General features: G+C 60.1%; 19 protein-coding genes and 1 other annotated feature. Of the genes, 12 read left to right on the top strand and 7 right to left on the bottom strand.

Annotated elements, in window-relative coordinates:
* Nucleotides 1-99: 99 nt before the first annotated feature.
* From ACPYOJ_RS15870 to ACPYOJ_RS15880, 3 genes are all read right to left on the bottom strand, one after another.
* Complete coding sequence (locus tag ACPYOJ_RS15870) at nucleotides 100-1,404, bottom strand: L,D-transpeptidase family protein (RefSeq protein ID WP_168829130.1); 1,305 nt, start codon at nucleotides 1,402-1,404, stop codon at nucleotides 100-102.
* 462 nt (nucleotides 1,405-1,866) lie between these two features.
* Nucleotides 1,867-2,382, bottom strand: coding sequence for a transcriptional regulator LdtR (gene ldtR / locus ACPYOJ_RS15875; RefSeq protein ID WP_168829128.1), 516 nt, complete (start codon nucleotides 2,380-2,382; stop codon nucleotides 1,867-1,869).
* Between the two features lie 131 nt (nucleotides 2,383-2,513).
* Nucleotides 2,514-2,951 (bottom strand): DUF6163 family protein, encoded by a 438-nt coding sequence (locus tag ACPYOJ_RS15880; protein WP_481417119.1) that lies wholly within the window; start codon nucleotides 2,949-2,951, stop codon nucleotides 2,514-2,516.
* Nucleotides 2,952-3,077: 126 nt separating this feature from the next.
* Here ACPYOJ_RS15880 and hemB point away from each other — a divergent pair, with 126 nt between their 5' ends.
* The 6 genes from hemB to ACPYOJ_RS15910 all read left to right on the top strand — a co-directional run bounded on the left by hemB (nucleotide 3,078) and on the right by ACPYOJ_RS15910 (nucleotide 7,122).
* Complete coding sequence (gene hemB, locus ACPYOJ_RS15885) at nucleotides 3,078-4,091, top strand: porphobilinogen synthase (RefSeq protein ID WP_481417120.1); 1,014 nt, start codon at nucleotides 3,078-3,080, stop codon at nucleotides 4,089-4,091.
* 70 nt (nucleotides 4,092-4,161) lie between these two features.
* Nucleotides 4,162-4,620, top strand: a complete 459-nt coding sequence (locus ACPYOJ_RS15890) for an RDD family protein (protein ID WP_481417121.1) — start codon at nucleotides 4,162-4,164, stop codon at nucleotides 4,618-4,620.
* Between the two features lie 169 nt (nucleotides 4,621-4,789).
* On the top strand, nucleotides 4,790-5,566 hold the full coding sequence (locus tag ACPYOJ_RS15895) for an arginyltransferase (protein ID WP_168829124.1): 777 nt from the start codon (nucleotides 4,790-4,792) through the stop codon (nucleotides 5,564-5,566).
* A complete protein-coding gene (locus tag ACPYOJ_RS15900; protein ID WP_481417122.1) occupies nucleotides 5,567-6,451 on the top strand; it encodes a DMT family transporter in 885 nt (294 codons plus the stop codon).
* A gap of 60 nt (nucleotides 6,452-6,511) precedes the next feature.
* Nucleotides 6,512-6,733, top strand: coding sequence for an AbrB/MazE/SpoVT family DNA-binding domain-containing protein (locus ACPYOJ_RS15905; protein WP_481417123.1), 222 nt, complete (start codon nucleotides 6,512-6,514; stop codon nucleotides 6,731-6,733).
* On the top strand, nucleotides 6,730-7,122 hold the full coding sequence (locus ACPYOJ_RS15910) for a type II toxin-antitoxin system death-on-curing family toxin (RefSeq protein WP_481417124.1): 393 nt from the start codon (nucleotides 6,730-6,732) through the stop codon (nucleotides 7,120-7,122). The genes ACPYOJ_RS15905 and ACPYOJ_RS15910 overlap by 4 nt, the downstream gene beginning before the upstream one ends.
* Here ACPYOJ_RS15910 and ACPYOJ_RS15915 read toward each other — a convergent pair.
* Nucleotides 7,111-7,566, bottom strand: a complete 456-nt coding sequence (locus ACPYOJ_RS15915) for an SRPBCC family protein (RefSeq protein WP_168829120.1) — start codon at nucleotides 7,564-7,566, stop codon at nucleotides 7,111-7,113. The two genes, ACPYOJ_RS15910 and ACPYOJ_RS15915, sit on opposite strands and share 12 nt — an antisense overlap.
* A 155-nt stretch (nucleotides 7,567-7,721) precedes the next feature.
* Nucleotides 7,722-9,977, bottom strand: a complete 2,256-nt coding sequence (gene parC / locus ACPYOJ_RS15920) for a DNA topoisomerase IV subunit A (protein WP_481417125.1) — start codon at nucleotides 9,975-9,977, stop codon at nucleotides 7,722-7,724.
* Between the two features lie 221 nt (nucleotides 9,978-10,198).
* On the opposite strand from parC, the gene ACPYOJ_RS15925 reads away from it, so the two are divergent.
* Nucleotides 10,199-11,386: a YdgA family protein gene (locus ACPYOJ_RS15925; protein ID WP_481417126.1), complete on the top strand. Its 1,188-nt coding sequence runs from the start codon at nucleotides 10,199-10,201 to the stop codon at nucleotides 11,384-11,386.
* 47 nt (nucleotides 11,387-11,433) lie between these two features.
* On the opposite strand, the gene ACPYOJ_RS15930 is transcribed toward ACPYOJ_RS15925, so the two are convergent.
* Entirely contained in the window at nucleotides 11,434-12,921 is a 1,488-nt protein-coding gene (locus ACPYOJ_RS15930) for a SulP family inorganic anion transporter (protein ID WP_481417127.1), read from the bottom strand.
* A gap of 67 nt (nucleotides 12,922-12,988) precedes the next feature.
* Nucleotides 12,989-13,044, bottom strand: a sequence feature (sul1 is cis-regulatory element that is thought to sense ions involved in sulfur or methionine metabolism; They are found in Alphaproteobacteria).
* A 95-nt stretch (nucleotides 13,045-13,139) separates the two neighbouring features.
* Nucleotides 13,140-14,930 (bottom strand): aspartate--tRNA ligase, encoded by a 1,791-nt coding sequence (aspS, locus tag ACPYOJ_RS15935; protein ID WP_481417128.1) that lies wholly within the window; start codon nucleotides 14,928-14,930, stop codon nucleotides 13,140-13,142.
* 255 nt (nucleotides 14,931-15,185) lie between these two features.
* On the opposite strand from aspS, the gene ACPYOJ_RS15940 reads away from it, so the two are divergent.
* The 5 genes from ACPYOJ_RS15940 (at nucleotide 15,186) to ACPYOJ_RS15960 (ending at nucleotide 20,789) form a co-directional block, all read left to right on the top strand.
* Nucleotides 15,186-16,577, top strand: coding sequence for a multicopper oxidase family protein (locus tag ACPYOJ_RS15940; RefSeq protein WP_481417129.1), 1,392 nt, complete (start codon nucleotides 15,186-15,188; stop codon nucleotides 16,575-16,577).
* Between the two features lie 283 nt (nucleotides 16,578-16,860).
* Entirely contained in the window at nucleotides 16,861-16,986 is a 126-nt protein-coding gene (locus ACPYOJ_RS15945) for a hypothetical protein (RefSeq protein WP_481417130.1), read from the top strand.
* 88 nt (nucleotides 16,987-17,074) lie between these two features.
* Nucleotides 17,075-18,220, top strand: coding sequence for a ribonuclease D (gene rnd, locus ACPYOJ_RS15950; protein ID WP_168829114.1), 1,146 nt, complete (start codon nucleotides 17,075-17,077; stop codon nucleotides 18,218-18,220).
* Between the two features lie 91 nt (nucleotides 18,221-18,311).
* Nucleotides 18,312-19,385 (top strand): adenylate/guanylate cyclase domain-containing protein, encoded by a 1,074-nt coding sequence (locus ACPYOJ_RS15955; RefSeq protein WP_481417131.1) that lies wholly within the window; start codon nucleotides 18,312-18,314, stop codon nucleotides 19,383-19,385.
* Nucleotides 19,386-19,430: 45 nt separating this feature from the next.
* Entirely contained in the window at nucleotides 19,431-20,789 is a 1,359-nt protein-coding gene (locus ACPYOJ_RS15960) for an esterase-like activity of phytase family protein (RefSeq protein WP_481417132.1), read from the top strand.
* Nucleotides 20,790-20,853: the final 64 nt, after the last annotated feature.

The raw sequence follows: 20,853 nt of genomic DNA on the forward strand, positions 1-20,853 counted from the left end.
AACGACATTTGCTAGGCAAAGAGCGCGAGGCGGCAACCGCCGAACAAAAAACCGCGCTCGAAGGCGCGGTCTTCAAAAGATTGCAGTAAGCCGCCTATCTTATTGTACCGGCTGCTCCATGCCCTGGGTCGTGTCGAGGGCGAGCTCGTCGTTGCCGTCGAGATGATAGATGTCGTCGCGGAACTGAACGATACCGTCCGGCATGCCCCAGGCGGAGATGTAGACGAAATAGACCGGCACTTCCTCGGCAAGCGTAATCGGCGTGTTGACCCGGCTTGCGATGACCTGTTCCATCTGCTGACGCGACCAGCCGGGGGTTTCGCGCAACAGCCAGTTCGAAAGGTCGCGGACGTTCTGGACGCGGACGCAGCCCGAACTATCGAAGCGCATCAGCTTGTTGAACAGGCCCTGCTCCGGCGTGTCGTGCATGTACTCGTTGTTCGGGTTGTGGAAATTGATCTTCGTGGAGGCCATGGCATTGTTCTTGCCAGGGTCCTGACGAAACATCAGGTTCGGAGCCTTTTCAGCGTTCCAATCGATCGTTTCCGGCGCCACTTCGTTGCCCTTGCCGTCCAGGAGACGAATGTTGTTGCGCTCGAGATAGGTCGGGTCCTTGCGCATCAGCGGCACGATGTCCTTCTCGATGATCGAGCGCGGTGCCGTCCAGTAAGGATTGAGGATGACCTCGTAGATCTTCGAGTTGATGATGTGCGTGGGGCGGGTGATACGGCCGACGATGGCCGCATGACGCGTCGCCACGCTGCCGTCCTCGACTGCCTCGACATAGGCGGCGGGAATGTTGACCATGACGTGGCGGCGGCCGAGATCTTCCGGGAAGGTCTGCATGCGGATCAGGTTGGTATTCAGCTGCTGCAGGCGCACCTCGACAGGAATATTCAACGCCTTCAGGGTGAATTCGCCAATGACGCCATCGGCAGGCAAGCCATGACGGGCCTGGAAGCGCTTGACCGCGCCGTCAACATAGGAATCGAAGGCGGAAGACATGCCGGCTTCCTGCGGAAGGTCGCCGGTGATGGCCAGGCGCTGGCGCAGGGCCTGGACAGAAGGATCCGTCACGCCGAGCTGCAGACGCTGCTCGCCGGGATTGACCTGAGGCCAGCCGCCGGCGGAGGCGATCTGCTGATACTGCATAATCCCCTGCTGGATGCTCGGAACTGCCTGCGGGCTGAGGATCGGCGTATTGGAAACAACAGCGGCCGCCGTACGCGATGCCGCCTTGGCGTCGAACTGGTCGTCCCAATCGCCGCGGCGCGGTGCGTTGATCAGCGCATCGAGCGCCGACTGCGCAAAAGCCGGGGCGGCGATTGCGCTGGCTCCGACGGTTGCTGCAGACGCTAGAAAAGCGCGGCGCGAGAGAGCTTCAATACCATTCTTCTTCGACATATTCCCAACCACTGAATGCCGCAGCCTGAAAGGAAAACCGCGGGTTTGCGATTCACTGCGTCGCAACGCAGTCCAGTATCATTCCGTTTTTCGGCACGTCACCATTTTTGCGCGTCCGGACATCACAAGATTGCGAGCCGGAAGCGCGGACTACCCTGAATTACTGTGCCGGAAAGCGCCGCTTACGGTGCATTCCGCTCTCACACCAATATGGCCGATTCGTGTCGCATGACGCCCCGTATTGACAAACGCCGGCAGGTGAGCCGCACGGACAAAGCCATATCGATCGTCGAACCGTGCTGGTCAATAGCGGCTAAAAAGCGGCCTGGATACGGGCGACAACGCTTGGCTGCGATGCGTTGCAAAGATGACACGCCTACCCCGAACGGACAAAACCGGACGCGCAGGGACGCATCCGGTTTTCTTAGACCCTGGAGGAGGTCTTCGGAGGAGGTCTTCGCCCTAGAGGCGGTACATGATGCTGTCGTTCCAGAAGCGGTCGAGGCGCTGCAGGAGCTTGTTCATCTGGGTGAACTCGTCGGTGCCGATGCCGCCGACCTTGTCGATCGAGGTGATGTGGCGCTCGTAGAGCCTAGCGACCGTTTCGGCGATCTCGGCGCCGGTGTCCGTCAGGCTGATGCGGACGGAGCGGCGGTCGATGCGCGAGCGCTGGTGATTGATGAAACCAAGGTCGACAAGCTTCTTGACGTTGTAGGAAACGTTCGAGCCGAGATAATAGCCACGCGAGCGCAGCTCGCCTGCGGTCAGCTCGGAATTGCCGATGTTGAAAAGGAGCAGTGCCTGGATCGCATTGACGTCGCTGCGGCCCTGACGGTCGAACTCGTCCTTGATGACATCCAGAAGGCGGCGGTGAAGACGTTCAACCAGATGAAGGGATTCCATGTAAAGATCACGGATGTCCTGGTCCTGCTGGTCACGGAAGTTCGATGCCGCCTGCGGCTTGATTTTCGTATTCATGATGACTGCCTCACTGTTTTGTTTGGCGGTGTTGGTTTTCTTCCCGCCTTGAGTGAGACCCTATCGAATACAAATAAAATTCTACTTAAACTGCAGGCTTAACAGCACCTTACCGGAAACCCCGCGTTGTATCAGGGTAAATCAACGCTTACCTGGCGGCGGTGGCGGCGATTTTCCAGCCAGAGCACAAGGCGGAAAACCAGGTAGAGAAGCGCAACCACGCCATGCAGTAGGATGATGAGTCTGTTGGCGCCGAAGGTCTCGGGAAGCATGCCGTACATCAGGATCTGCCCACCGGCTGCGAGCACCCAGAGAACGGGGCCCCAGGAAACCGTCAGCCAGAGACCGAGCGCCGCGACGGGGAAGAGAACGGCAAGGCTGGTGGCCGCGACCTTCCACGGAAGGCTCAGCAGATCGAAGCGCCCTGCCCCGGCCAGCGAATAGCCAACGAGCATCGCCCAGTATTGCAGGCCGAGACAGAAGCAGGAGATCGCGACCAGCCTCAGGAAGAGGATGAAGAGAATGTCCGTTAGCGTCCGCTTCGGCATTGTCGGAGAATCATGTTCCATGGCGCAGACGTTAGGTTTCCAGTTGGGCCAGCGGCTTGTCGCCCGCGGCCAATCGCCCGGTTTGGTTTTCCAGGCTGTCGTGATAATGAGCGCACCGAGAAATAGAATGGTCAGGGACCAAAGACAATGCAGGACAAGACCCATCTCGTCGACGAAATCACCGGACACCGCCGCATGCGGCGAAACCGCAAGGCGGATTGGACGCGCCGGCTGGTGCAAGAAAATCGTTTGACGGTGGACGACCTGATATGGCCGGTCTTCGTGGTCCCCGGCTCCGGCATCGTCGAGCCGATCCCGGCCATGCCCGGCGTCAACCGCGTGAGCGTCGACAAGCTGGTCGAAGCGGCCAAGGAAGCGGCCGATCTCGGCGTACCGGCGATCGCAACCTTCCCGAACATCGAGATGGCGCTGCGCGACGAAACCGGCTCCAACAGTCTCGAAGCCAACAACCTCATCAACCAGGCGACGATCGCACTGAAGAAGCACGTGCCTGACATCGGCGTGATCACCGATGTCGCCCTCGACCCCTTCACCAGCCACGGGCATGACGGCATTCTGCGCGGCGGCGAGATCGTCAATGACGAGACGGTCGATCAGGTGGCGCGTGCTGCCGTCATGCAGGCCGATGCCGGTTCCGACATCATCTCGCCCTCGGAAATGATGGACGGGCGGATCGGCGCCATCCGCCGGGCGCTCGACGCCGCAGGGCATCAGAATGTCGGCATCATGAGTTATGCGACGAAATTCGCATCGGCCTTTTATGGCCCCTATCGCGAGGCGATTTCGACCGGCGGCCTGCTGAAGGGCGACAAGAAGACCTATTACATCGACCCCGCCAACGGCACCGAGGCGATCCGCGACGCCGCTCTCGATGTCGAGGAAGGCGCCGACATGCTCATGGTCAAGCCCGGCCTGCCCTATCTCGATATCTGTTGGCGGATGAAGGAGGCCTTCGGCCTTCCGACCTTCGCCTATCAGGTTTCCGGCGAATACACCCAGATCAAGGCTGCGGCCATGAATGGCTGGATCGATGGTGAACGGGTGATGATGGAAACGCTGCTGGCCTTCAAGCGCGCAGGCTGCGACGGGATCCTGACCTATTTCGCGATCGAGGTCGCCAGACAGCTCGCCAAGCGGTGAATTCACACATTATTGTATCTCCGGCCGCCGATACCATATCTTTGGCATCGTTTTTCCGAAGGAGACCTCGATGAGCATCAACCCGAACCCGCTCTATGCTGCACCGGAGGACTGGCGCGCCTACAGCGGCACGCTCAGCCGACGGGTTTTTGCATTCATTCTCGACTACATCATCGTCCTGCTGCTCTGCATTCCTGCCGCAGTGGTGCTGTTTTTCCTCTCCATCCTGACATTCGGCTTGGGCTTTCTGCTCTATCCGGCGCTCTTCGTGCTGGTTGCCGGTCTCTACTTCGGCCTGACGGTCGGCGGGCCAAGCCAGGCTTCGCTAGGCATGCGAGCTATGGGTATCGCGATCGTCCGCGTCGATGGACGGCCGATGGATTTCCTCACAGCGATCGTGCATCTGGCGCTGTTCTGGATCCTGAACTCGGTACTGACGCCGCTCATTCTGCTTGCCGGTCTCTTCATCGAACGCAGCCGCCTGATCCACGACCTCCTCGTCGGGACGGTTACGGTACGCACCGCCTGAGAGCCGCGCAATATAGTCCGCCACCGGTCTTTGCTGTCCGGTTGGCGATGCCATATCAACAAGAATGGAAAACGGATAGCGAGGACAGTTTAGCCGCGCTGTTGACGTTTTTTATTCTTAGGTCATGCTGTTATAAGGAAGACAGCGCAAAGGGGCACCTTTCCGGCAGATGAATACGCAGGTCTCGCCATCACCGCAGTTTTATCTGACTGCTCCGGCTGCATGCCCGTATTTGCCGCATGAGATGGAGCGGAAGGTTTTCACACATCTCGTCGGCCCGCGTGCTGCCGAAATGAACGACATCCTCACGCAAGGCGGCTTCCGCCGTTCGCAGAACATCGCCTATCGTCCTGCCTGCGAAGCCTGCCGCGCCTGCGTCTCCGTGCGTATCCTCGCCCAGGAGTTCCAGCCGACAAAGTCGATGAAGCGCGTGCTGGCGGCCAATGCCGACATCATCGCCACCGAATTTCCGGCGCAGCCGTCCAGCGAGCAATACTCTCTCTTCCGCCGCTATCTCGACTACCGCCACCAGCAAGGCGGCATGTCCGATATGACGGTGCTCGACTATGCGATCATGGTGGAAGATACGCATGTGAACACCAGGATCATTGAATACCGCAGACGGGAAGAAGGCTCGGGCCTCGAGGCCCGTCCGCGGGGCGAACTCCTGGCTGCCGCTCTGACCGATTCGATGAGCGACGGCCTCTCCATGGTCTATTCCTATTTCAATCCGCAATATGACAAGCGCTCGCTTGGCACCTTCATGATCCTCGACCACGTAAAACGGACGCAAGCGCTCGGTCTTCCACATGTCTATCTCGGTTACTGGGTTCAGGGATCGCGCAAAATGGACTACAAGACGCGCTTCCAGCCGCAGGAACACCTGACCCCGCGCGGCTGGGAACGTTTCGATCCCGCCTCGCTGTCCGAAAGTACGCACGACTAAATGTTTCTCCCTGCCCTTTCCGATCATCGGAAGGGTCTCGCCCTGACGGCCGTCGGCGGCTTGGCTCTTTCCATGGACATTCCGCTCGTGCGTCTTGCGCACGGAGACATGTGGTCGATCCTCGGCCTTCGCAGCATCGCCACAGTTCTGGTGACTCTGCTTATCGTCGCAGCGATCCGGATTTTTCGCGGGAAATGGCCCGTCCTGATCCCCGGCCGGCACGGCATCGTTGCCGGGTTGCTCTATGGTCTGTCGACTCTGACTTTCCTGCTGTCGGTCTTCAATACGGCAACGGCCAACGTCGTCTTCATCGTCGCCTTCAATCCGATGTTCGGGGCTCTGCTTTCCTGGATCTTCCTCAAGGAACGGCCGCCGGTTTCCACCTTGTTGACGATGGCTGCCATGATTTTCGGCGTGGGGCTGATCGTCCATGACGGCATATCGAGCGGGCATATCCTTGGCGACGCGATGGCGCTGCTGAGCGCCCTTATCCTTGCCTCGGCAATCACCGTCGGCCGCGCCTCACGGTGTGACATGGGCTTCGTGCCGCTTCTTGCTGCAATCTTTCCGGCGACCCTCGGCTTCGGGATGGCCTTGCCTGCCGGCATTTCGGTCGACCACCCTGCCTGGATCATCTTCAATGGCGCCATCGTGATGCCTGTGGCCTTCTGGTGTCTGGCAACAGGCCCGCGCTACCTCTCCGCGCCCGAGGTCGGCATGTTCTATCTGCTGGAGACCGTGCTCGCGCCGATCTGGGTCTGGTTCATCTTCGCCGAAGCGCCAGCGACGATGACGCTCGTCGGCGGCTCGATTTTGATCGCAGCGATCATGACGCATTCGCTGTGGAGAGCCCGTGGAGGCAGCCTTCGGCCGGCAACGCAATAGGCGCGGCTTGCCGCCCTTAAGCCTTCATGTTATAACGCCGTTATCACGAGGGATAAGACAATGAACATCACCATCCGCAAGATCGGCAATTCCGAAGGCGTCATTATTCCGAAGGAAGTATTGCAGCGGCTTGGGTTGAGTAGCGGCGATAGTCTAGAACTTCGCGAAAGCGATGGCAGCATTCAGTTGATTCCGGAGTCTCCGGACCTGGCAGAACAGCTACGCGCTGCCCGAATTGGCATGGAGAAGTATCGGGTTGCGCTGCGCGAACTCGCCAAATGACCCGTTTGAAATGGCTCAGTCGCGACGCAATCGAAAAAATCCATGATGAGCAACTCGCCGAACACGGCGGGTTGGCCGGGTTACGCGACGCCAATGCCTTGGAAACCGGTCTCGCTCGGCCGCTCAACAAAGCCGCCTACGGCGAGGACGACATCTTTGTCCTCGCCGCTGCATATCTTAACGGCATTGTACGAAACCATCCTTTTATCGATGGCAACAAACGTACTGGCTACCTCGCGGCGTTCACCTTCCTGTATGTAAACGGCTATCTTATTGAAGCCGAAAACGCACAGATTGTGGCCTTCGTCCTCTCGGTGGCCGCCGGAGAGATCGATGAAGAAGGCGCTACCCGCTTTCTGCGTGATTTCAGCGTGCCTTTAGCTGGCTAGGCGGTTCGTCTGTTCCAGCACGCGTTCCAAGCCTAGCATCACATTCTTCCAGCCCTGACGGGTTTTCTCTTCGAAGGATGCCCATTCCGCGCACATTTCGTGAGCCAGCGTCAGCCGACTGCCCTCTCCGAGCGGTTCGATCTTGATGTCGACGCGGTCGGCATTGTGGTCGTGCTCCTCGGCGGAAAAGCTGAAGGCTATGTGTCTCGGCCGACGAAGCTCCAGGAATATCCCCGAATGACAGGCATCGCCGGTGAGGCGCCGGTCAACGATAAGGAAGCGCCCGCCGACACGCGGGTTGATTTCGGCGCGGACAACGTGTCCTTGCTCCGTGGCGAAAAGAAAGCGCTTGGCGACCTGCGGGTTAAGCCACGCGTCGTAGATGACCGAAGGCGGGGCATTGTAGGTATGGTCGACGTGCAGCTTGATGGTATTGCAAGACATTGATGCTCCTCCCTGTGGGGGCAATGCTCGCAAAGCAATGCCCGACGTCATTCCAGCCGCCTTCGGAATGAACCTATCCCTCTTTTTTGGTAACAGGGGTGAGATAGAGGATGCGATCCGCTCGCCAAGAGTGGATCGCCAATTTGTTATTGCAGTCAGCCGTTGAATTTGCCGCTGCGCGGGAAGCCCTTGGGGACGGTGCGGCCCGCCGAAGCGCGGTCGGCCAGCCACTCGGTGAGCTCTTCCTTGTTTTTCGTGAATGTGCGGCCCGCGCTGTCTTCCCAGACGAGGCCCTCGGCAATCGCGAAGGAGCGGACGTCGGAAATACCGCCGTCCTTGTAGCGCTGCAGACGCACTCCCTTGCCGCGAGCCATCTCCGGGACCTGCGCCAGCGGGAAGACCAGCATCTTGCGGTTTTCGCCGACGACGGCGAGGTGATCGCCGCTGACGGGAACGACAAGCTTGGTCTCGTCAGGCATGGAAACATTCATGATCTGCTTGCCCTTGCGGGTGTTGGCGGCCATTTCCGATTCCGCCACCACAAAGCCGTTGCCGGCGGTCGAGACGATCAGCTGCTTGCGCGCCGGATCATGAACGAAGGCCGTCAGCACATCCTGATCGTTATCCATGTCGACCATGATGCGCAGAGGCTCGCCGTGACCGCGCCCGCCGGGCAGCTTGTCGCCGCCGAGCGTAAAGACCTTGCCGCCAGTCGTGAGGACAAGGATCTTGTCCGTCGTCTGTGCCGGGAAGGCGATCTTCAATGCATCGCCTTCCTTGAATGTCAGGCTTGCGGTGTCGGAGATGTGGCCCTTCAGCGCACGGATCCAACCCTTTTCGGAGACCACAACGGTGATCGGCTCCTTCTCGATCATCGCATGCTGAATGGCTTGCTCGTCAGCCTCGGGCGCCTCGGCGAACTGCGTGCGGCGGCGACCGAGCTCGGTCGCCTTGGCGAACTTCTTCTTTACCTCGCCGATTTCCCAGGCAACCGTCTGCCACTGCTTTTCATCGGAGGCGAGCAGCGCCTCGATGCCTGCCTTCTCCTTGGTCAGCTCATCGAACTCGGTGCGGATTTCGAACTCTTCGAGCCTGCGCAGGGAGCGCAGCCGCATATTGAGGATCGCCTCGACTTGATTGTCCGTCAGCCCCCAGCGTGCCACCATCACCGGCTTGGGCTCGTCCTCCTCGCGGATGATGCGGATCACCTCGTCGATGTTCAGATAGGCGATCAGCAAGCCGCCGAGGATTTCGAGGCGCCGGTCGATCGCCGCAAGGCGGAAACGCGAACGGCGCTGCAGGACCTCCCGGCGGTGATCGAGCCATTCCTTCAGCACCTCGTTCAGCGCCATGACGCGCGGGATGCGCCCCATCGACAGAACGTTCATGTTCAAGGGGAAGCGGCTCTCGAGCTCCGTCAGCTTGAACATCGATTCCATCAGGATCGTCGGATCGACGCTGCGGCTCTTCGGCACGAGCACGACGCGAACGTCTTCGGCGGACTCGTCGCGGATATCCTCGAGCAGCGGCAGCTTGCGGGCAATCAACAGCTCGGCGATCTTTTCGATGAGCCGCGACTTTTGCACCTGGAAGGGAATTTCGGTGACGACGATCTGGTAGCCGCCACGGCCCAGATCCTCGATCTGCCATTTGGCGCGCACCCGGAAGCCACCGCGGCCGGTGCGGTAGCTTTCGACGATGCTCTCGCGGCTGTCGATGATAATACCGCCCGTCGGGAAGTCAGGCCCCGGAACGAACTCGACCAGCTTTTCGACGGTGGCATCGGGATGCTTGATCAGATGCAGCGCCGCATCGCAAAGTTCGTGCGCGTTGTGCGAGGGAATGGACGTCGCCATGCCGACGGCGATACCGGAGGAGCCGTTCGCGAGAAGGTTGGGGAAAGAGCCCGGCAGAACCGTCGGCTCCTGGTCTTCCTCGTTGTAGGTCAGGCGGAAGTCGACGGCGTCCTGTTCGATGCCTTCGAGGAGCAGCGCCGTGACGTCGGTCATGCGTGCTTCCGTATAGCGGTAGGCGGCGGCATTATCGCCGTCGATATTGCCGAAGTTGCCCTGCCCGTCGACGAGCGGATAACGCTGGGAGAAATCCTGCGCGAGACGCACCAGCGCATCGTAGACAGACTGGTCGCCATGCGGGTGGAACTTACCGATGACGTCACCCACGATGCGGGCGCATTTCTTGAAGGCCGCGTTTGGCCGTATGCCCATCTCGCTCATGGCGTGGATGATGCGGCGATGAACGGGCTTCAGACCATCGCGCACGTCCGGAAGCGCGCGGTGCATGATGGTCGAAAGTGCATAGGCCAAGTAACGCTCTTCGAGCGCGGCCTTCAGATCAACCGGTTGAATATTGTCGTCATCCCCGCCGGAGGGCGGCAAAATCTCTTGTCCCATAGGCTCTGCCTAGCCCAGAAGACGCTTCACGGCAAGGAATCAAGGGGGCTGGCCTGTGGATGACGTAACGGAAGGCGAGCAAAAAAAGCGACAAGCATTGCTTTCAATTTGGACTTCGGTTGCTGTTCCCTTCAACAGAATTTTAGAGACCTGCAAATATAAACCGCGTTCGATCCGTAGTAACTTCGCTGCACTCCCAACCGCCACCAAAGGATTTATCGATGACTTTTTTCCGGACCACCCGGCTGATGCTGTCTGGCGCCGCATTTCTGTCGCTCGCCGGCTCCGCGTTCGCGCTCGACGGACAGGATCTTCTGAAGAAGTTGAATGCCGCCTATAGCGCCGAGGGCGGAACGATCGCTGCCGAAGGCATTGATGTCGATGATACGACCATGACCTTGAAGAATGCCAGCTTTAAGCCGAATGGCGGCGAGGCCTTCACGATCGGCGATATCGCGCTCACCGGCGTCGAAGAGGACGAGGACGGCGGCTATTACGTCGAGGAAGCCAAGTTCCCGGACATCAACGCGGCCCAAGACGGCGCGACGATCACCGCATCCGAACTGACGATCGGCGGCATCTCCATCCCGGCCGATGCGAACGGCCAAGGGCTCGACTCGATGCTGCTCTACGAGACCGCTCACATCGGCCCGGTCAAGGTCGTCAAGGACGGCAAGGAAGCCTTCTCCATCGGCGACACAAAGATGAACCTCACGCTGCGCGAGGATGAATCCGGCTTCGACTTCGACGGCGCGTTCAAAGGCATGAAGGCAGATCTCAGCGATGCGCCGGATCCGCAGGCGAAGGAAGCGATCGAGAAGCTCGCCCTCCAGCACGTCAACGGCGATGTCACCGTGAAAGGCGCGTGGGACCTCGCTCCGGGAGCGATCGACATCTCAGAACTCACGTTTGATTTCACCAATATCGGCCGCCTGAACCTTGCCCTCAAAATCTCCGGCTACACCCTGCCCTTCGTGAATTCTCTGCGCGAAGCGGCCAAGGCGTCCGAGACGAATCCGAACAAGGAAGAAGCGCAGCAGGCGCTCGGGCTCGCCATGCTCGGCCTCATGCAGCAGCTTTCATTCAGCGGCGCCGAAATCCGCTTCGACGATGCTTCGATCACCAAGCGTGCCCTCGAATATGCAGGTGCCCAGCAAAACATATCGGCAAAGCAGATGGCGGACGCGCTGAAGGCAATGGCACCGATCGCTCTGGCGCAGCTCAATATCCCCGAACTGCAGAATGCGATCTCGGCAGCGATCAATACCTATCTCGACGATCCGAAAAACTTCGTCGTCAGCGCTTCTCCGGCGCAGCCGGTCCCCTTCCCGACCATCATGGGCGCGGCAATGGGCGCACCGGACACGCTGCCCAACGTCCTCGGCGTGAAGGTGACGGCCAACCAGTAGGGTTCGAAGTTCAAAAGTAAGCCCGGCATCGCTGCCGGGCTTTCTGTTCAATGGGACGCACCGGAGACGGCAGCAGCTCCCTGCTTGTCATGAAGCGCAAAGCGATCAAGCATGTGCGCGCTCGCCGCATTGAGCCCTTTGACATCGACATCGATTCCCTTGCGGCGGTATCTCAGGACAACCTTGTCCAAAGCGCCCACTGCAGTGATATCCCAGAAGTGCGCTCTGCTGACGTCGATCGTCACTGTCTTGACCGGTTCCTCGAAATCGAAGGACATCGAGAAGCTCTCCGCCGACGCGAAAAACACCTGTCCATCGACCGAGTATGTCCGTGCGCTTCCATCTGCGGTCAGAGCGGAGTGAACGTGGAAAAGGCCGGCAACCTTGCCCGCGAAGAAGACACCCGACAGCAGAACGCCGACAAGCACGCCCTTCGAAAGGTCATGCGTGGCGACTACCGTTACGACAGTTGCGAGCATCACGAATGAAGATGACGGCGGGTTCCGGCGAACGTCGAGAATGGAGCGCCAGGAAAATGTTCCGATCGAAACCATGATCATGATCGCCACAAGCGCCGCCATGGGAACGACGCGCAGGATGTCGTCGAGCACGAGAAGCAGAACGAGAAGGAAGGCACCGGCAACGAAGGTCGAAAGGCGGCCGCGTCCACCTGAGGCAATGTTGATGCCCGACTGACCGATCATGGCGCAGCCGCCCATGCCGCCGATCAGGGCGGAGGCGATGTTGCTGGCGCCCTGCCCAAAGCACTCCTGGCTCTTGTTGCTCTGCGTATGGGTCATGTCGTCCACGATCTGGGCGGTCAGCAGCGACTCCAGCAGGCCGACGGCAGCGAGGCCGATAGAATAAGGGAAAATGATCCGGAGCGTTTCGAAGGTCAGCGGCACCTGCGGGATGGTGAACACCGGCAGGCTCGTCGGCAGTTCGCCAAGATCGCTTACGGTGCGGACATCGAGACCCAACGAGATGGTTACCGCGGTCAGTACCGCAATTGCGACCAGCGGTGACGGGATGACTTTCGTCACGTAAGGAAAAAGGTAGATGATCGCGAGCGCAACCGCGATCATCACATAGGTTGTCTGCGGCATGCCGATGAGTTCCGGCAGCTGCGCCATGAAGATCAGGATCGCGAGAGAATTGACGAAGCCCGTCATGACCGAGCGCGATACGAACCGCATCAGACGGCCCAGCTTCAGCATTCCGGCGATCAACTGCAAGACGCCCATCAGGATCGTGGCAGCGAAGAGATATTGCAGGCCATGCTCTCGGACGAGCGATCCCATGAGGACCGCGGTCGCAGCCGTAGCTGCGGAAATCATGCCAGGACGTCCACCGACGATCGCCGAGACGCAGGCAATGGCGACGGAGGCAAAGAGACCTATTTTCGGATCGACGCCTGCAATCACAGAGAAGCCAATAGCTTCCGGGATGAGGGCAAGAGCCACGACGATGCCGGACAGAATGTCGCCGCGAATGTTCGAGAACCATTCGCGCCTGTAAGCGGAGAGTTTGCTCATATCAGATTTTTCACAAGGTTCAGCGCAACCGGACTGAATCCGGCTCAACATAGGGAGAAATGTTGTGCGTTGTCTGGCGGATCGGCGGCCAGAAGAGCCACCCGGAGTTTCACCGGGTCCGGGGCGAATGCGAGACGTATAGTTGCAGCGTTTTGTCGTTGCAACATGAAAAAGCCCGGCAGCGATGCCGGGCTTTTCAATCTGTCCTGACGAGGACCTCAGTCCTTCTTGACCGGCGGGATCGGGCGGATCGCCAGTTCGCGCAACTGCGTCGGCGTCGCAGGCGTGGGAGCGCCCATTAGCAGGTCCTCTGCCTGCTGGTTCATCGGAAACAGCGAAATCTCGCGCAGGTTCTTCGCGCCGACGAGGAGCATGACGATGCGGTCGATGCCGGCAGCCATGCCGCCATGCGGCGGTGCGCCATACTGGAAGGCGCGGTAAAGGCCGCCGAAGCGCTCTTCGACGTCCGCATGGCTGAGGCCGACCTTTTCGAAGGCCTTCACCATCAGTTCCGGCGACTGGTTACGGATCGAGCCCGAGGCGATTTCGAAGCCGTTGCAAACCATGTCGTACTGGAAGGCCTTGATCGTCAGCGGATCCTGGTTCGCCAGCGCATCGAGGCCGCCCTGCGGCATCGAGAACGGGTTGTGCGCGAAGTCGACCCGCTTCTCGTCTTCATTCCATTCGAAGAACGGGAAGTCGACGATCCAGCAGAGTTCGAAACGGTCGCGGTCGATGAGGTTCAGCTCGTCGGCAGCGCGGTTGCGGGCTTCGCCTGCGAACTTGTAGAACTTGTCCGGCTCGCCGGCGACGAAGAAGCAGGCGTCGCCATCACCGAGACCGAGCTGGGTGCGGACCGCATCCGTGCGCTCTTCGCCGATGTTCTTCGCCAACGGGCCGGCGCCTTCGAGCTTGTCACCTTCCTTGCGCCAGAAGATATAGCCGAGGCCGGGCTGACCCTGGCTCTGCGCCCAGGCGTTCATGCGGTCGCAGAAGGCGCGGCTGCCGCCGGTCTTTGCCGGGATCGCCCAGATCTCAACCTTCGGGTTGGACGCGATCATGTTGGCGAAGACCTTGAAGCCGGAGCCGGCGAAGTGCTCGGTCACCTGTTCCATGACGATCGGGTTGCGCAGGTCCGGCTTGTCGGAACCATACATGCGGACCGCGTCATCATAGGGGATGCGGCGGAACGTCTGGGTGACCGGCTTGCCTTCGGCGAATTCTTCGAAGATGCCGCGGATGACCGGCTCCATCGTGTTCCAGACATCTTCCTGCTCGACGAAGCTCATTTCGAGGTCGAGCTGGTAGAATTCGCCCGGCAGGCGATCGGCGCGCGGGTCTTCGTCGCGGAAGCAGGGCGCGATCTGGAAGTAACGGTCGAAACCGGCGACCATCAGCAGCTGCTTGTACTGCTGCGGGGCCTGCGGCAGGGCATAGAAACTGCCGGGGTGGATGCGGCTCGGGACGAGGAAGTCGCGCGCGCCTTCCGGCGAGGAGGCCGTCAGGATCGGCGTCGAATATTCGGTGAAGCCAACGTCTTCCATGCGGTTGCGCATGTCGCGGATGATCTTCGTGCGCGTAACGATGTTCTTGTGCAGCGTCTCGCGGCGAAGATCGAGGAAGCGGTACTTGAGGCGGACATCTTCCGGATAGTCGGGTTCGCCGAAGACCGGCAGCGGCAGCTCCTTGGCAGCGGAAAGAACCTCGATCTCCTGCGCGTAGAGCTCGATTTCGCCGGTCGCCATTGCCTTGTTGATGGTGTCTTCCGTGCGAGCCTTCACAAGACCGTCGATGCGGAGGACCCATTCGCCGCGCACGGTTTCGGCCATCTTGAAAGCGGGCGAATCCGGATCGGCGACGACCTGTGTGATGCCGTAGTGATCGCGTAGGTCGATGAAGAGAACGCCGCCATGGTCGCGAACGCGGTGGACCCAGCCGGAAATGCGGGCGGTAGAGCCGACGTCCGACTTGCGGAGGGCGGCGCATGTGTGGCTGCGATAGCGATGCATTATTTCAATTCCCGGTATCTGCTGAGACGGCTGCAAGGGCAAAAATGACCCTCAAGCGCCGACAAGAAAATCGGGCGGAAAAGCGCATGGACGGTCTGATTTGTCAAGGCTTGGGCCGCAGGGACTGCCACTTTGGGGTGGTTTATTCCGAGCCCCGGGTAAAGGCAAGTGCGGCAGTTTGGTCTTCGCTTCCTTATTGATGAAATCCGCAGTCAACTTTAAAGATGGCGCCACCACCATGACCGGAGTGCCCCCATGCCCCTTCTCACCCGTCGCAATCTGCTGAAGGCGTCCGCCGTTGCTGGCGCTTATGGCATCGGGATAGGCGCCGCAGGCAAATTCGGTTTGGCCGGAGCGGGACAGCAGCCACAAGTGCTGAAGGCGGTGAAGACCGAGGCCTCGCTCACCGACGCGGGCCCGACGAAGGACATCATGACCTGGGGCGACCAAGGCATGCCGCCGGTCTTGCGCATGCAGCGCGGCAAGCCGTTTGCGGCACGGCTGACCAACAGCCTGGACGAACCGACGACGATCCACTGGCACGGGCTGCGCATCGACAACGAGATGGACGGCGTGCCATTCATGACGCAGCCTTATGTCTATACCGACGACAGCTTCGACTACGCCTTCACGCCGCCCGACGCCGGCACCTTCTGGTACCATCCGCATTGCAATACGCTGACGCAGATGGGCCACGGCATGACGGGGGTTATCGTCGTGGAGGATCCTGCGGACCCGGTCTTCGACGCGGAAATCGTGCTCAACCTGCGCGACTGGCGGCTTGGCGGCGACGGCCAGTTCATCGCGCCTTTCCGCCCGCGCGACGCGGCAAAGACGGGCACATACGGGACGGTGCGCACCGCGAACTGGCAGCGGGAACCGCAATATGATGCGCCAGCCGGTGGGCTGATCCGCCTGCGGATCGCAATAACCGACGTAACGCGCATCTTCTCTTTGAAGATGGCAGGGGCCGCCGCGACGGTGATTGCGATCGACGGCAATCCAGTGCCGAAGCGCTTTCCGCTCGAACTCCTGCAGATCGGCCCCGGACAGCGGCTGGAGCTTGCCGTGAGGATGCCGGACGGTGAGGGAGCGGTCGCAACATTGGAAGACATCCGCGGGACCACGCCAAAGACGATCGCCAGCCTGCGCGCTGTTGGACAAACGCTGAAACGCGATGCGCTCGATCTTGGACCGCTGGCCGCAAACCCGGTCCCGCAAGCCGATTTGTCGTCCGCGGAATGGATCCCGCTGGTGCTTAGCGCGACGGCGGAAAGCGCGCCCGCCGACAGCATCTGCGGCACCCTCGGCTACAGCTTCTGGGCGATCAACAAGGTTCCCTGGCCGGGGGACACGCCCGATCCGACCGCCCCTCTCGCCGAACTGAAGCTTGGCAAGAGCTATATCTTCCAGCTCGAAAACGTGACGCCACATCTGCACCCGATCCATCTGCACGGCATGAGCTTCACCGTCATTTCGTCCTCGACGCGCGACGTCATGCCACTCGTCTCGGATACCTATCTCATTCAGCCCGACGAAAAGGTGCAGCTCGCCTTCGTGGCCGACAATCCGGGAGACTGGCTGCTGCATTGCCACATCATCGAGCACCAGAAGACCGGAATGACGAGCTATATTCGGGTTGTTTGAGGAGTTGCCCACTGAACGCCTAGATTGTACGTGATAGCTCATAGCCCAATTTTCAGCGATCACGTAATGAGCCTCATCCACAACGAGAGAACGAAACTTACCGCGAACTATATGAACGGTATCGCCATTGCCGTTTTCGCAGTCGGTTCATTTGCTCCGACCGTAGCGAGCTTGAATGGCGTCGTAGGCTCTCCCTTAGTAACTGGCGTCGCAGCGGTAAGTTGTCTTTGCGCATCCTGTGCATTACATTTCATGGCAAGGAAAGTCCTGAAAGGCTTGCGGCATGACGATTGATCAGTTCATCAATTTTCTGATTGTGCCGGCCGGCGGCCTGCTGCTGGGCATCGTAGCGCTTTACGCCACGCGAAACGAGCGACAGCGGAAACACAAGATACATCCCGGCGAATAAGCGCCTGCTCAACCGCCCTCAACGTATTGACATATCCTGCGTAAAGGAGAAGGAAGGTTAATCGACCTTTCCTTGCGAATGAATTGACATGATCGAAACAACCGCCGATTTGGCGGCCGCCTGCAAAGAGCTGGCCAAGTCTGAATTTATTACAATCGACACCGAATTCCTGCGCGAGACGACATTCTGGCCGGAGCTTTGCCTGATACAGATGGCCAGCCCGACGACGGAAGTCCTTGTCGATCCGTTGGCGAAGGGCATCGATCTCGCACCCTTCTTCGAGCTGATGGCCAATCCGAATGTGCTCAAGGTCTTCCATGCGGCGCGTCAGGACATCGAGATCATTTTCCATCGCGGCGGGCTGATCCCGCATCCGATCTTCGACACGCAGGTTGCCGCCATGGTCTGCGGTTTCGGCGACAGCGTGTCATACGACCAGCTCGTCGGCAGGACGAAAGGCGTGCAGATCGACAAATCATCGCGCTTCACGGACTGGAGCCGCCGGCCACTTTCCGAAAAACAGCTCGATTATGCGCTGGCTGATGTCACGCATCTGCGCGACGCCTATCTCTATCTCAAGGCCGAGCTCGAACGCGAAGGCCGTTCGTCCTGGCTCTCCGAAGAGATGGACATTCTCGAAGCGCGCGAAACCTACGACCTGCATCCGGACGATGCATGGCAGCGCTTGAAGATGCGGCTGCGCAAGCCGCAGGAACTCGCAATCCTCAAATATGTCGCCGCCTGGCGCGAACGCGAGGCGCGCTCTCGCAACGTGCCGCGTTCCCGCGTCCTGAAGGACGATGCGATCTATGAGATTGCCCAGCAGCAGCCGAAAGATGCCGAGGCGCTGAGCCGACTTCGGACGATTCCAAAGGGTTGGGAGCGTTCCGCCGCGGGCGGCGCGGTTCTCGAAGCCGTCAACACGGCCCTTGCCCTGCCGAAGGCCGAAATGCCGCATGTGCCGCGCCACACGCAGGCGCCGGAAGGTGCTGCCGCCGCGGTCGAGCTGCTCAAGGTCCTGCTCAAGCTGATCTCCGAAAAACACGGCGTTGCGCCGAAGGTCATCGCCAACAGCGAAGACCTCGACAAGATTGCGGCGGAAGGCGAGAAAGCGGAGGTCGCAGCCCTCCACGGCTGGCGCCGCGAGCTGTTCGGCGCGCCCGCGCTGCAACTCATCAAGGGCGAAATTGCGCTCCGTTTCGCCGGCAAGAAGGTCGATACCGTTTCGCTTTGATGGCTACCGGCCTCTGAACCGCCGCGAAATCGCTTGACCGAAACGGCTTGCGTGGAAAAATGCGGGTGAACGTCAAAGCAGGCCGGATGCCATGAGAGAGATTTTTCCAGCGCAGAACTGGCTGCTCATCGCGGTTGTGATGGCTGCGAGCGGCGTCCTTTACGGCCGCATCTTCTTCCTGGAGGAAACACCGGTCATCGGCGCGATCTTCGCGCTACTCATGGGCATGCCGATCCTTTTATTCGAGCGGAGGGTCTTTCTTCGCGGCCTCTACCGGCGCATTCAGAGACTTCCGACACTCGCCTTCATCATTTCCGGTCTCGTGATCTACGAGATCATGATGAGCATCGGTTACGCGCTTGCCGGCACGCTCCTCTCGTGGCTCGGCTTGCTCGAGCCCGCGCCGCCGAGCCACATTCTGATCATGCCCTTCAAGGTCTTCATCTACGCGCTGGCGGTCTGCGCCGTCATCATTTTCGTATTGCGCGTGCGTGAGCTGCTGGGGCGCGACGTCTTCCTCAGCATGCTGTCCAGCCGCTACCGGAATCCGGTCAAGGAGGAGCGCATTTTCCTCTTCATCGACCTCATCGATTCGACCCCCTTTGCCGAAAAACATGGCGACCTGCGGGCGCAACAGTTCCTCGGCGCGTTGTTTGCAACCTTCGCGGAGCCCGTGCGTCGCCACGGCGGCTCTATCGATGATTATGTTGGGGATGCCGCCATCATTACGTGGCCGCTCGCGCGCGGCTTGAAGGATGGCCGGTGCGTGCGCTGCGTCTTCGACATCCTGACTGCCGTCGAGGCCGATGCGGCAAGCTGGCTGAAGCAGTATGGGCAGGTGCCCCGCCTGCGGGCCGCGCTTCACGGCGGGTTCGTCATCACGGCGGAAATCGGTGTCGACCACCACAAGATCACCTATTTCGGCGATACGGTGAATACGACCGCCCGGCTGGAAGGTCTCTGCAAGACACTGAACCGGCCCGTGCTGATTTCGAGCGAGCTTGCACAGCGCCTCACTCTGCCCGAAATGATCAACGTCGAAGATCTCGGCGTCCACGCTCTCAAGGGCCGGGGCCAGGGACTGGGCGTCATGGCGCTGGCCCGGGCTCTGCCCGCATCGGGAGCGTCACCAAAGCTTCATTCAACCTTCAATTCGGCGATATGAATGGACTGCTAATCGGGACCGCCAACTCATTTGATGGGGGTCTCCATGAAAACAGCACTTTACGCTTCCGTTTCCCTATTGCTTCTGATTGCCACTTCCGCCTCCGCGGACCAGCAGGAGTTCACCGCAACGCTTGCCGGCCAGGCGATCTTGCCCGCCAACACCATCGTCGCCGCTCCGGCCGACGCTCCGGCCTTCCTGAAGACTTCCGGCAAGTTCACGACGCCGGATCGCAAACGCACCGAAGCTCTCGGTAGCGTCCCGGGTAAGGACGGCGCCCGCGTCACCGACATCAAACTGCCGCTCGATGGCCAGCCGGTTCAGGGCTTCTCCGGTATCAAGATGATGGAAGACGGGACTTTCTGGACGCTTTCCGACAACGGCTTCGGCTCGAAATTTACCTCGTCCGACTCCATGCTCTTCCTGCACCAGATGAAGTTCGACTGGGCGGCGAACAAGGCTGAAGTCGTGCAGAACCTCTTCCTCTCCGATCCGAACAAGATTGCTCCCTTCCCGATCGTCATGGAAGGCACCGACACGCGCTACCTCACCGGCGCGGACTTCGACATCGAATCCGTTCAGCCGGTCGCCGACGGATTCTGGCTCGGCGATGAGTTCGGCCCTTATCTTCTGAAATTTGATACCAAGGGCCAGCTGACCGACGTCATCCCGACAACGGTCGACGGCAAGCCAGTCGTCTCGCCGGACAACGCACTGATCCAGCTGCCGGCCAACCCGACTGCGAAGAACCCCGTCTTCAACCTGAAGCGCTCCGGCGGCTTCGAGGGGCTTGCCATGTCGAAGGATGGCAGCAAGCTGTACGGCCTGCTCGAAGGCGCGCTCTACCAGGACGACGGCAAGATGGAATCCGTTGACGGCCACACCGCCATCCGCGTCATCGAATTCGATGTCGCATCCAAGAAATGGACAGGCCGCAGCTGGCTCTATCCTTTCGAGGACAAGGGCGTTTCGATCGGCGACTTCAACATGCTGGATGCCACGACTGCCCTCGTCATCGAGCGTGACAACGGCGCCGGCACGAAGGACAAGGCCTGCGCTGATCCGAAGCAGCCGAAGCCGGATTGCTTCGAGGCTCCGGCCGAGCTCAAGCGCGTCTACAAGATCGAGTTCAACGATACCAACGCCGGCAAGGCCGTGCGCAAGATCGGCTACATCGATCTCCTGAACATCAAGGATCCGGACAACAAGAAGAAGGCCGGAAACAAGGACGGTATCTACGACATGCCGTTCGTGACGATCGAAAACGTCGACCGCGTCGATGCCACACACATCATCATCGGCAACGACAACAACCTGCCTTTCTCGGCCGGCCGCGCAGTCGACAAGGCGGATGACAACGAGTTCAGCCTGCTCGAAGTGGGCGACTTCCTGAACGCGAAGTAATTCGTGTTCTGAAAAAATAAAGGGCGTCCGGCGAAAGCCGGGCGCCCTTTCGTTTGAGGCGCCG

The sequence above is a fragment of the Rhizobium sp. SVR5-9E genome (genome assembly GCF_056755095.1).